Source organism: Micromonospora narathiwatensis (assembly GCF_900089605.1).
Classification (GTDB): Bacteria; Actinomycetota; Actinomycetes; order Mycobacteriales; family Micromonosporaceae; genus Micromonospora; species Micromonospora narathiwatensis.
In genome coordinates, this window is record NZ_LT594324.1 from 337396 (window position 1) to 354348 (window position 16953).

Below are 16953 nucleotides of genomic sequence, written 5' to 3' on the forward strand. Positions count from 1 at the left end.
GACGATCGGTGAGCGGTCAACCGCAGCATGCGACGCCGAAGGTGGGGGAGGGAAGTACCCAACCGTCCGTATCTCGGGGGGATCTTGCCGGTTCGTGGAAGTTCCACGGACCGGCGGTTAGGTGTCAGCGGTCGAAGCGGATCTCCACCCGCCGGTTCCGGGCCCGACCCGCCGGGTTGTCCCGGCCGTCCACCCGGTTCGGCGCCACCGGCCGCGCCTCGCCGAAGACCCGCACCTCGAAGCCGACCGACGGGGCACCGAGCAGCCGGACCAGCTCGGCCCGGACCGCCTCCGCCCGCCGCCGGGACAGCGTGAGGTTGCTCCGCTCGTCGCCGACCGAGTCGGTGTGGCCGTGGATCTGGATCGTGCCCTTGGCCTGCGTACGGAGCTGCTCGGCGACTCCGGCCAGCCGGGTCCGGGCGGCCGGGGACAGCTCGGCCCTGCCGAAGGCGAACAGCACGTCGGCGGCGAGCGTCAGCTCGACCCGCGAGCCGGACTCGGCGGTGATGCTGCCGTCGGCCAGGTCCTCGACCGGGACGAGGATGTCGAGCGCGGAAGCGGTGATGTCCAGCACCGGGCGGACCACCTCCGTGCCGGGGGCGATGCTCGGCCCGGGCACGACCACCGGCCCCGGCGGCGGGGACGTCGGCTGCGCGGCCACCGCCGCACCGGCCGGTACGACAAGGACGAGGGCGACGGCCAGCGCCGCCGCCCGCTCAGCCGAGCGGGACATTCTCGAACACCGGTACCCGGGGGATGACCACGTCGACGGCGGTGACGTCGTCCGGCGGGGCGCCGAAGGTGGCGTACAGCCAGATGGACTGGTCGGGCTTCACGAAAATCTTGGAGAGGTTGGTCGAGGCGAGGTACTGGCTGTCCTTCCCGCCCGGGGCGGTGTCCGGGTCCACCCTCGCGACCAGGTACCGCTTGCGGTTCTTCCGGTCCACCAGGGTCACCCCGGCGAAGGTGAGCGAGATGGTGTCGCCCTCGAAGGTGTCGCCGACCTGCCAGTCGTCGTTCCCCGTGCCCTGGTCGGTGCGGGTCATCTTGACGTTGACGTTGACGAACCCGTCCCGGCGTCGCAGTTCGTACAGCTCGACGCGCACCGAATAGAGGTTCCTGCCCCTGGTGATCTGCGCGTCGCGGGTGGCGACGACCGCGCCGAGGTCCGCGACGGTCTCGGTCGCGGCAACGGCTGTGGCCTGCGTGCCTTCGGGCCGGTCGGGGCCGCCCAGGACCCCGCATCCCGTCATTGCCAACGTCGTGATCAGCGCGAACGCGCCGAGCCGGCTCGTCCTGTTTGACCGCACGAGACCGCCTACCCCCCCATGTCGTCGAACGCGGGGCGACGTCGCCGACCACGACGCCCGACCCCAGGCTCGGTGTGCACGAGCGGCCAGCCTACAAAATGGACGCCTGAGCGCGGCCGGTAGTCGTACGGACCGGAGGACCTGCTCCCTCCAGGTCAGGACATGACCCAGAGGCTCTTTGTCGATGTGGCGGAGAGTGGAGCGGAGCGGCGGCGTGAGCGGTCGCGGCCCGGCCGGCCAAGGCAAGCCCGTCAGCGGTGGTCCGGCTGGCAGGTGGGACACCAGTAGGTGACCCGTTCGCCCAGTTCCTCCTTGCGGATGGCAGTGCCGCAGCGCCGGCAGGGCTGTGCCCGGCGGCCGTACACGTAGCTGGTCTGCCCCCGGTGCAGCGAGCCGGTGGTGCTCTGCGTCCAGCGGCCCCGGTTCGCGGCGAGCAGCCGCTGCACGAGGGCGACCGTGCCGGCCAGGTCGGGCACCGCGCCGACCGGCGTCCACGGCGAGACGCCGCGCAGGAACAGCACCTCGCACTTGTAGAGGTTGCCGACCCCGGCCAGGTTGCGCTGGTCCAGCAGCGCCTCACCGATGGTCTCGTCCGGGTGGGCGGCCAACCGGCGGACCGCCTCGTCCGGGTCCCAGTCCGGGCCGAGCAGGTCTGGCCCGAGGCGCCCGACCAGCGACTCCTCCTCGGCGGTCGGGATCAGGGCCAGCTCGTGCAGGTGGTAGCCGACCGCCACCGCGCCGGGGGAGCGGAGCACCGCCCGGATCAGGTGCGCCGGCCGGGCCGCCCACCGCTCGCCCGGGGCGTACGCCCGCCAGGCGCCGTCCATCCGCAGGTGCGAGTGCAGCGTCCAGTCCCGCCGGCCGTCGGGCCCGTCCGGCGCGGCGAGCCGGAGCAGCAGGTGCTTTCCGCGGCTGGCCGACTCGCGGACGGTCCAACCGGTGAGGTCGGTCGCGGCGAGCCGCGGCACCCGGAAGTCGGAGCCGGTGAGCCGGGCACCGGCCAGCGCCCGCTGGAGGAGGCGGGCGGTGTTCCAGACGGTGTCGCCTTCGGGCACCCGTCGATCCTCCCTCGCCGGCTCAGCTCGCCGTCACCGTCAGCACGTCGCCGGGGCGTACGCCGAGCAGGTCGACCGCCCGGCCGGTGTTGACCGCCAGCGCGACCAGCCCGGCCGAGTCGGCGTACACGACCAACTCCCCGGCCGCGGCGTCGCCGAAGGTGTGCCCGCGCACCGCGACCGCTCCGGCTCGCGGCACGCCGCCGGACCCGGCGAGCGAGACTTGTCGGTCTCCCGCCACCCGGACCCGCTCCGGGAGCTGTCGGTCGCCGGCCACCCGGACCCGCTCCGGGAGTCCGTCGAGGAGGCCGGCCGGGGCGGCGAGCTGGACGTTGCCGAAGTGGTCGACGGTGAGCACCTCGGCGGCGAACCCGTCCGGCTCGGCGCGGACCACCGGCACGGGCAGCCGGACCAGCGCCGCCGGATCCAACGCCGGGCCGGCCTCGGCGAGCGGTGCGCCGAGCGCCAACCGGGCGGCGACCGGCGCGAAGACGTCCCGGCCGTGGAAGGTGCGGGAGACCACCGGAGCCAGCCACCCCGGGTTGGTCAGCTCGACCGCGGCGGTGATCCCACCCAGGGCCTCGGCGGCGTCCAGCAGCAGGCCGTTGTCCGGGCCGACGAGCAGCCCGCCCGGAGCGGCCAGGCCGATCCCCCGGCGGGCGGTGCCGACACCCGGGTCGACCACCGCCACGTGCACCCCCGCCGGCAGGTACGGCACCGTCTGCGCGAGCACCGACGCACCCCGGCGGACGTCCGCCGGCGGCACCAGGTGGGTCACGTCGATCACCCGGGCGGCCGGGGCGATCCGGGCGAGCACCCCGTGGCAGGCGGCCACGAACCCGTCGGCGAGACCGTAGTCGGTGGTCAGCGAGATCCACGCGGTCCGGGACATGCGGGAAGGCTATCCGGCGGGCCGGTGACGGCCGGACGGCGGGACGCCGCCTCTAACGGGTGGAATGTGACAATGTTTCGCCAATCTGGCGAGGAGCCCGCGATCGCCATGGAACGGTCGCTATGGGCGTCCGAGACTCGGGACGGCCGAGGGCTCCACGAATTCCCACGCGCCGAGCCGCCGACGCCCACGCCCGCGGCCGCGACGGTCACCCGGCCCTTCTCGCGGACGCCGGCCCCTGTCACTCGAGCGAGAGGAGCAGCATGGCGACGAAGATGGTGCGGCTGGTCACCATCGGGGCGGTGGCCGCGGCCACCGCCGTCGGTAGTCCGGCCTGGGCCCACGACGGCGGCCACGAGCGGCACGGGACGCCACGCTTCGACGTGATAAACCAGGTCTCGGACCAGGCGCTGAAGCAGGATGCCCGAAGACCACCGTTCGTGGACCCGAACGCGGTCAACACCTGGGGCCTCGCCCTGGGCCCGGACACGCCGTTGTGGGTGGCCAACAACGGCACCGACACGGCCACCGTCTACAGCGGCGGGGTGGACGGCGCGCCCGTTGACAAGGTCAACATCACGGTCAACGTGCCCGGCGGGCCGACCGGCGCGGTGTTCAACGACACGGACGGCTTCGCGGTGCCGAACGGGGGCGGCAACGCGCCCGCCAGGTTCATCTTCGTCACCGAGGGCGGCGACGTCATCGCGTGGAACCAGAACGCGGGCGCCAACGGAGTCGTCGTCGCCCACGGGGCGGAGGGCGCGGTCTACAAGGGAGCCACCCTGCTGCACACGGACTCCGGCAACTTCCTCCTCGCCGCCGACTTCCACAACGCGCGGATCGACGTGTTCGACGAGCACTTCGACAAGGTCGAACTTTCGGACCGCCGCTTCCAGGACGAGGAGTTGCCGGAGGGGTTCGCGCCGTTCAACGTGTTCGCCGTCGGCGAGGCGGTCTACGTCAGCTACGCCAAGCAGGACGCGGCGGCCCATGACGACGTGCCCGGTGTCGGGCTCGGCTTCGTGAACCTGTTCACCGACTTCGGCCGGCGCGTGTGCCGGGTCGCCAGCCGGGGGACGCTCAACGCGCCGTGGGGCATGGCCATCGCGCCGAAGAGCTTCGGCAGGTTCGCCGGGGACCTGCTGGTCGGCAACTTCGGCGACGGCAAGATCAACGTGTTCGACGGCAACGAGTTCGAGGGACTGCTGCGGGACGACGACGGTGACGTCATCACGATCGACGGTCTCTGGGCGCTGTTGCCGGGGACCGAGCAGACCGGCGGCGAGGGCACGCTCTGGTTCAGCTCGGGGCCGGACAACGAGCAGCACGGTCTGGTCGGTCAGCTGATCCGGGCGAACTGACGGCCCGCCGTACCCTGCCGCGCCCCCGGGTCACCCTGGGGGCGCGGCGCCATTCCCGCACACGGAGGTCGTGGAACCGGTCACTGCGGTCGCGGTGTCGCGGCCAGCCGGCGTTCCAGCCGCAGCTCGTCGTGCAGTGGGATGTCGTCCTCGCCGACGTACGGGATGGCCGGCTTCAGCCGTCGGGCCCGGTCGACCGCGCCCACGTCCACCGCCACGATCCGCAGCCCCCGGCGCTGGTAGAAGCGCAGCGCGGCGAGGTTGTCGTTGGTGGTGACCAGCCAGAACCGGTCCACCCCGGCGGCCAGCGCGATCCCCTCGGCGGCGGCCAGCAGGGCGTTGCCGGCGCCCAGGCCGGGAGCGGCGGCCACCAGGCTCACCACCTCCAGCCCGTCGTCGGCGAGCCGGTAGACCAAAGCACCGGCCAGCTCGCCCTCGCCGTCCACCGCCACCAGCGCCGGAAGCTCCCGCAGGTCGTAGCGGGTGTCGTGGACCACCACGTACGGGCCGCCCCACTCGCGGTGGTGCAGCACCGCCATGTCGGCCTCGTCGCGCGGCTCCGCAGGTCGTACCTGGATCGGGGCCATCGGAGCCTCCTCCCTCGTCGGCTGCCGGCCACACCTTACCGACCGGAGGAACCGCCGCCGCCGCGCGAAATGCGCGGAGCAGGTTCGCAAGATCGAGCACGATCTTGGCGCGGGGCGCGGGGCGCGGGGCGCGGGGCGCGGGGGAGTCAGCCGCGGAGGCGCAGGCCGCGCGGGGTGGCCCGGAAACCGGCGGCGGTCAGCGCGTCGCGTAGCGGGGAGGAGTGGACCGCCTCGCCGTCGGCGCGCTCCACCGAGATCGCGCCGAGGGCGCCGGAGTGCACCGCGTCCGCGAGCGCCTTGCCGGCCCCGGCGAGCGCGTCGGCGTCGTCGGTGAACGACAGCAGGGTCCGTCCGCCCCGCTCCACATAGAGCACCAGGTCGCCGCCGACCAGCACGACCAGCGCACCGGCCTTGCGCCCGGCCCGGTGCCCGGCGGCCGGGGCCCCGCCGTCGCCGGAGTCGACCACCCGTTCCGGCCAGGGCAGCGCCGCGCCGTACGGGTTCGCCGGGTCGGTGGCGGCCAGGACCAGGGGCGGCCCGCCCGCGCCCCGGACGTCGTCGGCCAGGGCGCGGATCCGGTCCACCGCCCCGGGCACCGCGAACTGGGCCGCGCCCAGCCCCTCGACGAAGTAGCCCCGGCGGGTCGCCCCGCGCTCCTCCAGCGCGGACAGCACCGGGTAGACCGCGGCGAAGCCACCGGTGACCTGCTCGGCCAGGACCGCGCCCCGGGTGACCACGCCGTGCCGTTCGAGCAGCAGGTCGGCGAGGGCGGCGGCCCGGCGGGTCGGGTCGAGGTCCCGGTCGGGCAGCCGGGACCAGCGCCCAGCCACGGTGGGCGGGCCGCCGCGGCTGGGCAGCGCCACCCGGCCGGGCCGGCGGTAGCGGGTACGCGGGGCGGACGGCCGGGACCGGTGCGCCCCGCCCCCGCCGAGCACCGCCCGCAGCGGGGCGAGCGTGTCGTTGGTGAGGTGCCCGGCCCAGACCAGGTCCCAGATCGCGACCGCCAGCGCGGCGTCGTCGGTCGAGCCGACCCGGTCGGAGAGCGCGCGGAAGAAGAGCGCCTGCCCGTCGCCGAGCGCGTCCAGCACGGCCTCGTGCAGCGGGGTCGGCGCCAACGCCTCGCCTGGCGGCGGGAGCAGCAGCGGCGCGACATCGGCGTACGCGAGGGTGATCCAGCCGTCGCCGCCGGAGATCGCCCCGGACCCGGCCCACACCACCTCGCCGCTGGCGCACAGCTCGTCGAGCTGGGCGGGGGAGTAGTCGGCCACCCGGGCGGGCAGCACCAGGCGTTCCAGCGCGGACGCCGGCACCGCCGCCCCCTGCAACTGCTCGACCGTGGCGGCGACCGCCTCCACGCCCCGGGCCGACGAGCCGACCTGCTGCCAGCGGGGCAGGAACGCGGCGAGTGCTCGTGGCGGCACCGGCTCGATCTCCCGGCGCAGCGCGGCGAGCGAACGGCGGCGTAGCAGCCGCAGCACCTCGGCGTCGCACCACTGGGTGCCGACGCTGTCCGGGGCGAACTCGCCGGAGACCACCCGCCCGGTGGCGGCGAGCCGGCGCAGCGCCTGCTCGACCACGAACACCCCGAGCCCGAACCGGGCGGCGCAGGTGGCCGCCGCGAACGGGCCGTGGGTGCGCGCGTACCGGGCGACCAGGTCGCCGAGCGGGTCGGCCACCGGCGCCAGGTATGCCTCCGCGACCCCGACCGGCAGCGCCACGCCGAGCGCGTCGCGTAGCCGGGCCGCGTCCTCGACGCCGACCCAGCGTTCCTCGCCGGCGATCCGGACCCGCAGCACCCGGCGGGCCGCCGCCAGCTCGGCCAGCCACCCGGCCGGTACGCCCCGCTCGGCCAGCTCGGCGTCGCTCAGGTCGCCGACGACGCGGAGCAGCTCGACCACGTCCTCGGCGTCGCGGGGGCGGCGCTGCTCGGTGCGCCAGCGCAGCTGCCGCTCGGTCTCGGCGAGCACCGCCGGGTCGAGCAGCTCCCGCAGGTCGACCCGGCCGAGCAGCTCGCCGAGCAGCCCGGAGTCGAGGGCGAGCGCGGCGGCCCGGCGTTCGGCCAGCGGCGCGTCGCCCTCGTAGAGGAACGCGCCGACGTAGCCGAAGAGCAGCGAGCGGGCGAACGGGGACGGGCGCTCGGACTCCACCTCGACCAGGCGCACCTTGCGGGCGGCCAGGTCGCGCATCAGTTCGGCCAGCGCCGGCTGGTCGAAGACGTCCTGGAGGCACTCCCGGGCGGCCTCCAGGGTGACCGGGAAGTCGGCGTACTCGCGGGCGACGTCGAGGAGCTGGGCGGCCCGCTGCCGCTGCTGCCAGAGCGGCTGCCGGCGGCGCGGGTCGCGGCGGGGCAGCAGCAGGGACCGGGCCGCGCACTCGCGGAACCGGGACGCGAAGAGCGCCGAGGTGCCGACGGACTCCTCGACGAGCTGGGCGATCTCGTCGGGTTCGAAGACCACCACGTCGGCGCCGGGCGGCTCGTCGGCGGTGTCCGGCAGCCGCACCACGATGCCGTCGTCGGAGGGCATGACCTGGGCGTCCACCCCGTACCGTTCGGCGAGGCGGCGGCCGATGGCGAGCGCCCAGGGGCCGTTGACCCGCGCGCCGAGCACCGAGTGCACGGCGAGCCGCCAGTCGCCCAGCTCGTCGCGGAACCGCTCGACCACCACCGTCCGGTCGTCCGGCAGGGCGCGGGTGGCCTCCCGCTGCTCCCGCAGGTAGGCCAGCAGGTTGCCGGCGGCCCAGTCGTCCAGCCCGCCGGCGCGCAGCGCGGCGACGGCGTCGGAGTCGCTGGACCGGAGCAGTGCCCGGATCCGGGCGCCGATGGCCCGGCCCAGCTCGACGGGGCGGCCGAGCTGGTCGCCCTTCCAGAACGGCATCCGGGCGGCCTGCCCGGGGGCGGGGGAGACCAGCACCCGGTCGGGGGTGATCTCCTCGATCCGCCAGGACGACGAGCCGAGCAGGAAGACGTCGCCGACCCGGGACTCGTAGACCATCTCCTCGTCCAGCTCGCCCACCCGGGCGGCCCGCTCCGCCCCGGCCAGGAATACGCCGAACAGCCCCCGGTCGGGGATGGTGCCGCCGCTGGTCACCGCGAGTCGCTGGGCTCCCGGCCGGCCGGTGAGCACGTCGGTGGCCCGGTCCCAGACCAGCCGGGGCCGCAGCTCGGCGAAGGCGGTCGACGGGTAGCGGCCGGAGAGCATGTCGAGCACCGCGTGCAGCGCCGAGTCGGGCAGCTCGGCGAAGGGCGCCGCCCGGCGGACCAGCACGGCGAGGTCGCCCAGCCGCCACGGCTCCAGCGCCACCATCGCCACGACCTGTTGGGCCAGCACGTCGAGCGGATTGCGCGGGTAGCGCAGCTCCTCGATCGCCCCCTCGGCCATCCGCTCGGCGACGACCGTGCAGGAGAGCAGGTCGCCGCGGTGCTTGGGGAAGACCACGCCCCGGGAGACCGCGCCGACCTGGTGCCCGGCCCGGCCGACCCGTTGCAGGCCGGCGGCGACGCTCGGCGGGGCCTCGATCTGCACCACCAGGTCGACCGCGCCCATGTCGATGCCCAGCTCCAGGCTGGAGGTGGCGACCACGGCGGGGAGCTGCCCGGCCTTGAGCGCCTCCTCGATGTGCTTGCGCTCCTCGCGGGAGACGCTGCCGTGGTGGGCGCGGGCGATCACCGGCGCCGCGCCGGCCGCCGCCCCGGACTGGGCCATCACCTCGGCCGGCTGCCGGGGCGCCCGCAGCGGCCCAGCCGGGCCGCCCCACGCGTCCGCACCGCGCCGCCGTGCCGGCCCACCGAGCTGCGGGCCGGGTCCGTCCACCCGACTGCCGTCGCCGGCCGCCGGCCCGTCGCCCCGACCAGGCGGATCGGATACGCCCACCGACCCGCCGCCCAGCGCCACGCGACCGCCCTCCGGGGCGCCCGCCGACTCCAGCTCCTCGGCGGCCAGCTCGTTGAGGCGTGCGCAGAGCCGCTCGGCGCTGCGCCGGGAGTTGGTGAACACGATGGTCGACCGGTGCGACCGGATCAGCGCGAAGACCCGCTCCTCGACGGCCGGCCAGATCGACGCCCGGCGCGGGCCGGGGCCGCCGAGGTCGTCCTCCGGCGGCTCCTGCTCGTCGAGGCGGGTCATGTCCTCCACCGGCACCTGGACGCTGACCTCGATTGTCTTGCCGCTGGCCGGCTGCACCACGTCGACCGGGCGGGCCCCGCCGAGGAACCGGGCGCAGCCGTCGACCGGGCGTACGGTGGCGGAGAGGCCGATCCGCTGTGCGGGCGCCTCCAGCAGCGCGTCGAGGCGCTCCAGCGAGAGCGCCAGGTGGGCGCCGCGCTTGGTGCCGGCGACCGCGTGCACCTCGTCGACGATGACTGTCCGCACCCCGCGCAGCGAGTCCCGGGCGGCGGAGGTGAGCAGCAGGAAGAGCGACTCCGGCGTGGTGATGAGGATGTCCGGCGGGGTACGCGCGAAGGCCCGTCGCTCGTCGGCCGGCGTGTCGCCGGTGCGCATGCCGACGGTGATCTCCGGCGGGGTGACGCCGAGCCGGGTGGCCGCCTGCCGGATGCCGGCGAGCGGGGCGCGCAGGTTGCGCTCCACGTCGACGGCGAGGGCCTTGAGCGGGCTGACGTAGAGCACCCGGCAGCGCTGCCGCGCCTCGGCCGGCGGGGGCGCCTTGGCCAGCTGGTCCAGCGACCAGAGGAACGCGGCCAGCGTCTTGCCGGAGCCGGTCGGCGCCACGACCAGGGCGTTGCGCCCGGCGGCGACCGACCGCCACGCGCCGGCCTGGGCGGCGGTGGGCGCCGCGAAGGCGGCGGTGAACCACTCCCGGGTCGCCGCGCCGAAACCCGCCAGCACGTCTCCGCCGGTCACCTCGTCCGCCACGCCGTCCATCCTGCCTCGCCGATGTGACATTCGGCCCGCGCCGGACGCTGTTCTGTCCGGGTAGGAAGGCTTACGCGATGGATGAGGCGTTGCAGCTATTAAGTCTTACTTAACTGCTTGCTTGTGCCGCGCAACATAAAGTAACTTCACTCGCAACGCAGCGTGGGGTGGAGGGCGTGGATGACCGTCGAGGGGCGAGGCTCCGGGCCCGGGACCGACGTGCTCATCCGCAAGGTCGACAGTCATCTCGCCACGCTCCGCACCGGGCTGCACGGTCCCGAGCTGGAGCTCGCCGAGAAGCTGGCCCGCTGCCTGCGCGAGCTGGTCGTCGCCACCGCCCACTCCAGCGCCGCCGACCGCGGGCTGGTTCGCGCCGCCGTGCACTATTTCGTCCTGCGTCGGGAGAGCCGCGGCAAGCTGCTGCCGGTACGTTCCCTCGCCGCCGCCCAGCGGGTGGTCAACAAGGCCGTCCGCCAGCTCGGCCGCCCCGACCTGCTGGTGGAGACCCCGCGGGAGCGCCCGGCCCCTGAGCCGGCCACGACCATTCCGGCTCGACACGTCTGACGCCGCGTTTACCAGCCGGCCGCGCCTGGGTATGCCCAATCGAGCCCCGAGCGGGGCATTTTCCGTAAACCTGCCCCTCGCCCGGCGATCTGACGTCTGATCGGTCGTGGCGTGGCGGCGCGCGCCGCCACCTCGACCTGGAGTACGCGTGCTCGTCCTGCTGATCCTGCACCTGGTGGCGGCCCTGCTCGCGCCGCTGCTGGTGCGAAGGTGGGGACCGCGTGCCTGCTACCCGCTCGCGCTCGCCCCGGCCGCCACCTTCGGCTGGGCCGTCGCCCACACCGGGACGGTCCGCACCGGCGGCGCGGTGGTCGAGACGTACCCCTGGATCGCGGACCTCCAGCTCGACGTGGCGCTGCGGGTCACCACCCTGTCCTGGCTGATGCTGCTGCTGGTCGGCGGCGTCGGCGCGCTGGTGCTGGTCTACTCCGCCCGCTACTTCCACGCCGGCTCGGCGGGACTGGCCCGGTTCGCGGCCGTCCTGGTCGCCTTCGCCGGGGCGATGCTCGGCCTGGTCGTCTCCGACGACCTGCTGCTGCTCTACGTCTTCTGGGAGCTGACCACGGTCTTCTCCTACCTGCTGATCGGGCACAGCACCGAACGACGATCCAGCCGGTTGGCCGCCGCCCAGGCGCTGACCGTCACCACGCTCGGCGGGCTGGCCATGCTGGTCGGTCTCCTCCTGCTCGGCCACCACGCCGGCGGCTACCGCTGGTCCCTGATCACCGCCGTCCCGCCGCCGGGCGGCGGGTACCTCGTCACGGCCGTGTTGCTGATCCTGGCCGGGGCGCTGGCCAAGTCGGCGGTCTTCCCGTTCACCTCGTGGCTGCCGGTGGCGATGGCGGCCCCGACGCCGGTCAGCGCGTACCTGCACGCGGCGGCGATGGTGAAGGCCGGGGTCTTCCTGGTCGCGCTGCTCGCCCCGGCGCTCGCCCCGGTCGGCCCGTGGCGGTCGGTCACCGTGGTCGCCGGGCTGGTCACCCTGGTCGTCGGGGGTTGGGCGGCGCTGCGGCAGACCGACCTCAAGCTGTTGCTCGCGTACGGGACCGTCAGTCAGCTCGGCCTGCTGACCGTGGTGCTCGGCGCGGGCACCCCGCAGGCGGCGCTCGCGGGCACCGCGCTGCTGCTGGCGCACGGGCTGTTCAAGGCGGCGCTCTTCCTCGTCGTCGGCATCCTCGACCACAGCGCCGGCAGCCGGGACCTGCGCGACCTGTCCGGCGTGTGGCGGGGCGCGCCGGTGCTCGCCGGGGTCGCCGCGCTGGCCGCCGCCTCGATGGCCGGACTGCCGCCGCTGCTCGGCTTCGTCGCCAAGGAGGCGGTCCTCGCCGCGTTCCCCGGGCGGCCCGTGCTGCTCGCGGTGCTCGTCGCGGGCAGCGCGCTCACCGTGGCCTACAGCATCCGCTTCGTCTGGGGCGCCTTCGCCGCCCGACCGGGCGTCCCGGCCACCGACGTCGAGCGGCCCCCGGCCGTGATGCTCGTACCCGCGGGCCTGCTCGCCGTGGCCGGGCTCGCCGCCGGCCCGGCCGCCGGCTGGCTCGGCGGCCTGCTCCGCCCGTACGCCGAGCTGCTCGGCCCGGTCGAGGAGGGCCTGGCGCTCTGGCACGGACCGACCGTCGCGCTGGGCCTCTCCGCCGCCGCGATCGCCGGCGGCGCGGCGCTGCACCTGGTCCGCGGCCCGCTCGCCCCCGCGCTGGCCCGGCTGCGCGCCCCGGTCGGCGGCAACCAGGGGTACGAGTGGGTGACCCACCAGTTCGACCGGTTCGCCATCAAGGTCACCGGCGCCACCCAGCGCGGCGCCCTGCCGCAGTACCTCGGCACCGTGCTGGTCGTGCTGGTCCTGGTGCCCGGCACGGCGATGCTGGTCGCCCGGCCCTGGCGGACCGGCCTGGTCGCCTGGGACACCCCGGCGCAGGTCGTGGTCTGCGCGGTGATCGCGGTGGCGGCGGTGCTCGCGGTCGGCGCCCGGCGCCGGCTCACCGCGATGCTGCTGGTCGGGGTGACCGGCTACGGCACGGCGATGATCTTCGTGCTCTACGGCGCGCCCGACCTGGCGCTCACCCAGTTCCTGGTGGAGACGGCCACCATCGCGGTGTTCGTGCTGGTGCTGCGCCGGCTGCCGGACCGCTTCTCGGCCCGCCCGCTGCGCCTCAGCCGTTGGGCACGCCGGGGGATCGGGGCCGCGACCGGGGTGGTGCTGGCGGGACTCGCCCTCGTCGCGGCCGGCGCCCGGCGTGCCCCGTCGATCTCGCTGGCCTTCCCCGACCTGGCAGTCGCGCAGGGCCACGGCCGCAACGTGGTCAACGTGACCCTGGTGGACATCCGGGCCTGGGACACCATGGGCGAGATCTCGGTGCTGGTGGCGGCCGCGACCGGGGTGGCCAGCCTGATCTACGAGCGGTCCCGCACCGGGCCCCGGCCGCGCCGCCCGCGCCCGTCCGGGGACCGGCGCACGGTGTGGCTGCGCGGCGGGACCACCCTGCAGGAGCACCGCCGCTCGATCGTCTTCGAGGTGGTCACCCGGCTGATCTTCCACACCGTACTGATCTTCTCCCTGTTCCTGCTCGTCTCCGGGCACAACGCCCCCGGGGGCGGGTTCGCCGGCGGGCTGGTCGCCAGTCTCGCCCTGGCGGTCCGCTACCTGGCCGGCGGCCGGTACGAGCTGGCCGAGGCCGTACCGGTCGGGGCCGGCACGCTGCTCGGCGCCGGGCTGGGCCTCTCGGTCGGCAGCGGCGTGGTCGGGCTGCTGACCACCGGCGCCGTGCTGCGGAGCGGGCAGGTGCACCTCTGGCTCCCCCTGGTCGGCCATTTCCACCTGGTCACGTCGCTCTTCTTCGACATTGGCGTCTACCTGGTCGTGGTCGGGCTGGTGCTGGACGTCCTGCGCAGCCTCGGCGCCGAGGTGGACCGGCACGTCGAGGCGGCCGGCGAGCCGGCCCGGGGGCTCACGGTCGAGCGGGAGGGGGAGCGGCGGTGAGACAGCCGAGCCTGGTCCTGGTGGTCGCCGTCGGCGTGCTCGCCGCCGCCGGCGTCACGCTCCTGCTGGAGCGGAGCCTGACCCGCATCCTGCTCGGCATCATCCTGCTGGGCAACGGGGTGAACCTGCTGATCCTGGTCGGTGGCCGGGCGGGCGACGCGCCGCTGGTCGGCACCGGGTCGACCGGCGGGACGAGCGACGCCCTGCCGCAGGCCATGGTGCTCACCGCCGTGGTGATCACCTTCGGGCTGACCGCGTTCCTGCTCGCCGTCGCCTACCGGAGCTGGTATCTCAGCGGCGACGACGAGGTGCAGGACGACCTCGAGGACCGACAGATCGCCCGGCTCGCCGAGCGCAACGAGGTCTCCGCCGCGGACCTCGGCGGCGAGGGGCCGGACGACGACCCGGAGCAGGTGGACCCGGAGCCGGCGCTGCGCCGGCTGCGCCGCCGGGGGGAGGCACGGTGAGCGTGAGGAGTGAGCCGGTTTTGCGAGCCCCGCAGTCGCGAACGGGGGAAGCACGGTGAGCGGTGGCGGGGTGACCCCGGCGCTGGTGCCGTTGCCGGTGGTGGTGCCGCTGTTCGGCGCCGCGCTCACCCTGATCCTGGGCAACCGGCCCAGGTTGCAGCGCTCGGTCAGCGTGTTCGGCCTCGCCGCCACCCTGGCGGTCGCGGTGCTGCTGCTGGTCGAGGCGTACCGGCACGGGCCGGTGGTGGTCCAGGTGGGCGGCTGGCCCGCGCCGGTCGGCATCGTGCTGATCGCCGACCAGTTGGCGGCCCTGCTGCTGGTGGTCTCCTCGGCGGTGACCCTCTGCGTGCTGCTCTACTCGGTCGGCCAGGGTCGGGGGGAGGTCGGCGAGAGCGCGCCGGTGAGCATCTACCACCCCACCTACCTCGTGCTCACCGCCGGCGTGACCAACGCCTTCCTGGCCGGCGACCTGTTCAACCTGTACGTCGGCTTCGAGATCCTGCTGGCCGCGAGCTTCGTGCTGATCACGCTCGGCGGCACCGAGACCCGCATCCGCACCGGCCCGACGTACGTGGTGGTCAGCATCCTCTCCTCGATGATCTTCCTGACCGCGGTGGGCCTGGTGTACGCGGCCACCGGCACCCTGAACATGGCCCAGCTCGCCGGGCGGCTGGACGCGCTGCCGGACGGCGTACGCCTGGGGTTGCAGCTCATGCTGCTGCTCGCCTTCGGCATCAAGGCGGCGGTCTTCCCGGTCTCCGCCTGGCTGCCGGACAGCTACCCGACCGCGCCGGCCCCGGTCACCGCGGTCTTCGCCGGCCTGCTCACCAAGGTCGGCGTGTACGCGATCATCCGCACCGAGACCCTGCTCTTCCCCGGCGGGCAGGTCGCCGGCCTGCTCCTGGTGGTGGCCGGGCTGACCATGGTGGTCGGCATCCTCGGCGCGGTGGCCCAGTTCGACATGAAGCGGCTCTTCTCCTTCACCCTGGTCAGCCACATCGGCTACATGATCTTCGGGGTGGCGTTGAGCAGCGTCGCCGGCCTGGCCGGGGCGATCTTCTACGTGGTTCACCACATCACCGTCCAGACCACCCTCTTCCTGGTCGCCGGCCTGGTCGAGCAGCGGGCCGGCAGCACCGACCTGCGGCGGCTGGGCGGACTGGCCCGGGTCGCCCCGCTGCTCGCCGTGCTCTTCTTCGTACCGGCGATGAACCTGGCCGGCATCCCGCCGTTCTCCGGTTTCCTCGGCAAGCTCGGCCTGCTCCAGGCCGGCGTGGCGGCCGGCGGGGTGCTGCCCGCCGTACTCGTCGCCGCCGGGGCGCTGACCAGCCTGCTCACCCTCTACACCGCCTCCCGGGTGTGGAGCATCGCGTTCTGGCGGGCGCCCCGGCAGGCCACCACGCACCCGCCGGTACGGCTGCCCGCGCTGATGGTCGGCGCCACCACCGCCCTGGTGGCGCTCGGCGTGGCGCTGACCGTGGCCGCCGGGCCGCTGTTCCGGGTCAGCGTGGACGCCGCCACCGACCTGCGCGAACGCACCCCGTACGTGCGGGCCGTCCTGCCGGTGGACGCACCGTGACCGACGACCGGCCGGACCGCCGCGGACCGGCACCGGAGGCCCGCCCACCCGACGACCCGCAGGCGTCCCACGACCCCGGCGCGGCCCGTGACGCGCCGGCGGCTGAGGACCCGCCGGCGGCCGTCGGGCGGGGCGGGCGGCGGCGGGACCAGGCCGTGGCGCTCGGCTGGCTGGTGGCGATCTGGCTGCTGCTGTGGGGCGACCTCTCCTGGGGCAACCTGCTCGGCGGCCTCGTCGTCGGCGCGGCCGTGCTGATCTTCTTCCCGCTCCCGCCGGTCACCTTCGGTGGCCGGCTCCGCCCCGGCCCGCTGCTGGTCCTCGCGGTCACCTTCGTCGGCGAACTGGTCAGCGCCAGTGTGCACGTCGCGGCCGTCGCGGTCCGCCCCGGCTGCCGGCCGCGCGGCGCGGTCATCGCGGCGCCGCTGCGGGTCCGCACCGACCTCAACCTGGCCCTCACCGCCGAGCTGGTCTCCCTGGTCCCCGGCACCCTGATCCTCGACGTGGACCGCGACCGGGGCGTCCTCTACGTGCACGTCCTCGACGTCCGCCGCCCCGAGGACCTGACCGCCAGCCGCGAGCGCGTCCTCGCCGCCGAACGGCGCATCGTCCGCGCCGTCGGCTCCGCCGAGGAGGTACGCCAGCTCGGCGTCGAACCCGTCGAACCCGTCGACAGGAGGAATCCCGAATGACCACCGTCCTCGCCGTCGCGCTGACCGTGCTGCTCTCGGTCACCGCGCTGCTCGCCCTGACCCGCATCTACCGGGGGCCGTCGCTGGTCGACCGGGTCGTCGCCGCCGACCTGCTGCTGGCCACCATGCTCGGTGCGGTCGGCGCGGAGGCGGCGGTCAAAGGGCACGCCAGCACGCTGCCCGTGCTGGTGGTGCTCTCCCTGCTCGGCTTCGTCGGATCGGTCTCCCTGGTCCGCTTCGCGGTACGCGAGGAGGCGTGATGAGCGCCCTCGCCGACTGGCTGGGCGCGGCCTGTCTGCTGGCCGGTGCGCTGCTCGGCCTGGCCGCCGGGATCGGCGTGCTGCGGTTCCCCGACGCGCTGGGCCGGATGCACGCGGCCACCAAGCCGCAGGTGCTGGGCGTGCTGATGCTCCTGCTCGGGCTGGCGCTGCGCCTGCGTACGCCCAGGGACCTGGGCATGATCGCGTTGGTCGCGGTCTTCCAACTGGCCACCGCGCCGGTCGCGGCGCAGATGATCGGCCGGGCCGCCTACCGGTCCGGGCGGATCGACCGTGCCCTGCTGGACGTCGACGAGTTGGCCGGGCGGTGAACCGGACGGCGGGGA

At 74.9% G+C, this 16953-nt stretch carries 14 protein-coding genes; 8 read left to right on the forward strand and 6 right to left on the reverse strand.

All coding sequences use genetic code 11. The annotated features are described in order from the left end of the window. Positions 1–124: 124 nt before the first annotated feature. The 4 genes from GA0070621_RS01490 to GA0070621_RS01505 all read right to left on the reverse strand — a co-directional run bounded on the left by GA0070621_RS01490 (position 125) and on the right by GA0070621_RS01505 (position 3257). Complete coding sequence (locus GA0070621_RS01490; RefSeq protein WP_091190844.1) at positions 125–733, reverse strand: OmpA family protein; 609 nt, start codon at positions 731–733, stop codon at positions 125–127. Beyond that, on the reverse strand, positions 717–1310 hold the full coding sequence (locus GA0070621_RS01495; RefSeq protein ID WP_157739796.1) for a hypothetical protein: 594 nt from the start codon (positions 1308–1310) through the stop codon (positions 717–719). The genes GA0070621_RS01490 and GA0070621_RS01495 overlap by 17 nt, the downstream gene beginning before the upstream one ends. A 251-nt stretch (positions 1311–1561) precedes the next feature. Beyond that, complete coding sequence (locus GA0070621_RS01500; protein ID WP_091190852.1) at positions 1562–2365, reverse strand: zinc finger domain-containing protein; 804 nt, start codon at positions 2363–2365, stop codon at positions 1562–1564. 22 nt (positions 2366–2387) lie between these two features. After that, positions 2388–3257 carry an SAM hydrolase/SAM-dependent halogenase family protein gene (locus GA0070621_RS01505; RefSeq protein ID WP_091190856.1) on the reverse strand — a complete coding sequence of 290 codons (870 nt, stop codon included), beginning with the start codon at positions 3255–3257 and terminating at the stop codon, positions 2388–2390. Between the two features lie 263 nt (positions 3258–3520). Here GA0070621_RS01505 and GA0070621_RS01510 point away from each other — a divergent pair, with 263 nt between their 5' ends. Further along, a complete protein-coding gene (locus GA0070621_RS01510; protein WP_157739797.1) occupies positions 3521–4618 on the forward strand; it encodes a TIGR03118 family protein in 1098 nt (365 codons plus the stop codon). Positions 4619–4698: 80 nt separating this feature from the next. Here the strand turns inward: GA0070621_RS01510 and GA0070621_RS01515 are convergent, their stop codons facing one another. Both GA0070621_RS01515 and GA0070621_RS01520 read right to left on the reverse strand, forming a co-directional pair. Then, positions 4699–5205 carry a GNAT family N-acetyltransferase gene (locus tag GA0070621_RS01515; RefSeq protein ID WP_091190863.1) on the reverse strand — a complete coding sequence of 169 codons (507 nt, stop codon included), beginning with the start codon at positions 5203–5205 and terminating at the stop codon, positions 4699–4701. 146 nt (positions 5206–5351) lie between these two features. After that, positions 5352–10106 carry an Lhr family helicase gene (locus GA0070621_RS01520; RefSeq protein WP_167666495.1) on the reverse strand — a complete coding sequence of 1585 codons (4755 nt, stop codon included), beginning with the start codon at positions 10104–10106 and terminating at the stop codon, positions 5352–5354. Positions 10107–10256: 150 nt separating this feature from the next. Between GA0070621_RS01520 and GA0070621_RS01525 the strand changes: the two genes are divergently transcribed. The 7 genes from GA0070621_RS01525 (at position 10257) to mnhG (ending at position 16938) form a co-directional block, all read left to right on the forward strand. Further along, positions 10257–10640: a hypothetical protein gene (locus tag GA0070621_RS01525; RefSeq protein ID WP_091190870.1), complete on the forward strand. Its 384-nt coding sequence runs from the start codon at positions 10257–10259 to the stop codon at positions 10638–10640. Positions 10641–10788: 148 nt separating this feature from the next. Further along, positions 10789–13614, forward strand: a complete 2826-nt coding sequence (locus tag GA0070621_RS01530) for a Na+/H+ antiporter subunit A (RefSeq protein ID WP_091190874.1) — start codon at positions 10789–10791, stop codon at positions 13612–13614. Then, positions 13611–14081 carry a Na(+)/H(+) antiporter subunit C gene (locus GA0070621_RS01535; protein WP_091190878.1) on the forward strand — a complete coding sequence of 157 codons (471 nt, stop codon included), beginning with the start codon at positions 13611–13613 and terminating at the stop codon, positions 14079–14081. Before GA0070621_RS01530 ends, GA0070621_RS01535 begins: the two co-directional genes overlap by 4 nt. 55 nt (positions 14082–14136) lie before the next feature. Then, a complete protein-coding gene (locus GA0070621_RS01540) occupies positions 14137–15660 on the forward strand; it encodes a Na+/H+ antiporter subunit D (RefSeq protein WP_167666496.1) in 1524 nt (507 codons plus the stop codon). After that, the gene (locus tag GA0070621_RS01545; protein WP_091190883.1) at positions 15657–16349 is read left to right on the forward strand and encodes a Na+/H+ antiporter subunit E; all 693 of its coding nucleotides are present in this window, start codon (positions 15657–15659) and stop codon (positions 16347–16349) included. The genes GA0070621_RS01540 and GA0070621_RS01545 overlap by 4 nt, the downstream gene beginning before the upstream one ends. Next, positions 16346–16609, forward strand: a complete 264-nt coding sequence (locus GA0070621_RS01550) for a monovalent cation/H+ antiporter complex subunit F (RefSeq protein WP_091190887.1) — start codon at positions 16346–16348, stop codon at positions 16607–16609. Before GA0070621_RS01545 ends, GA0070621_RS01550 begins: the two co-directional genes overlap by 4 nt. Then, positions 16609–16938 (forward strand): monovalent cation/H(+) antiporter subunit G, encoded by a 330-nt coding sequence (gene mnhG, locus GA0070621_RS01555; protein WP_091190890.1) that lies wholly within the window; start codon positions 16609–16611, stop codon positions 16936–16938. The genes GA0070621_RS01550 and mnhG overlap by 1 nt, the downstream gene beginning before the upstream one ends. Positions 16939–16953: the final 15 nt, after the last annotated feature.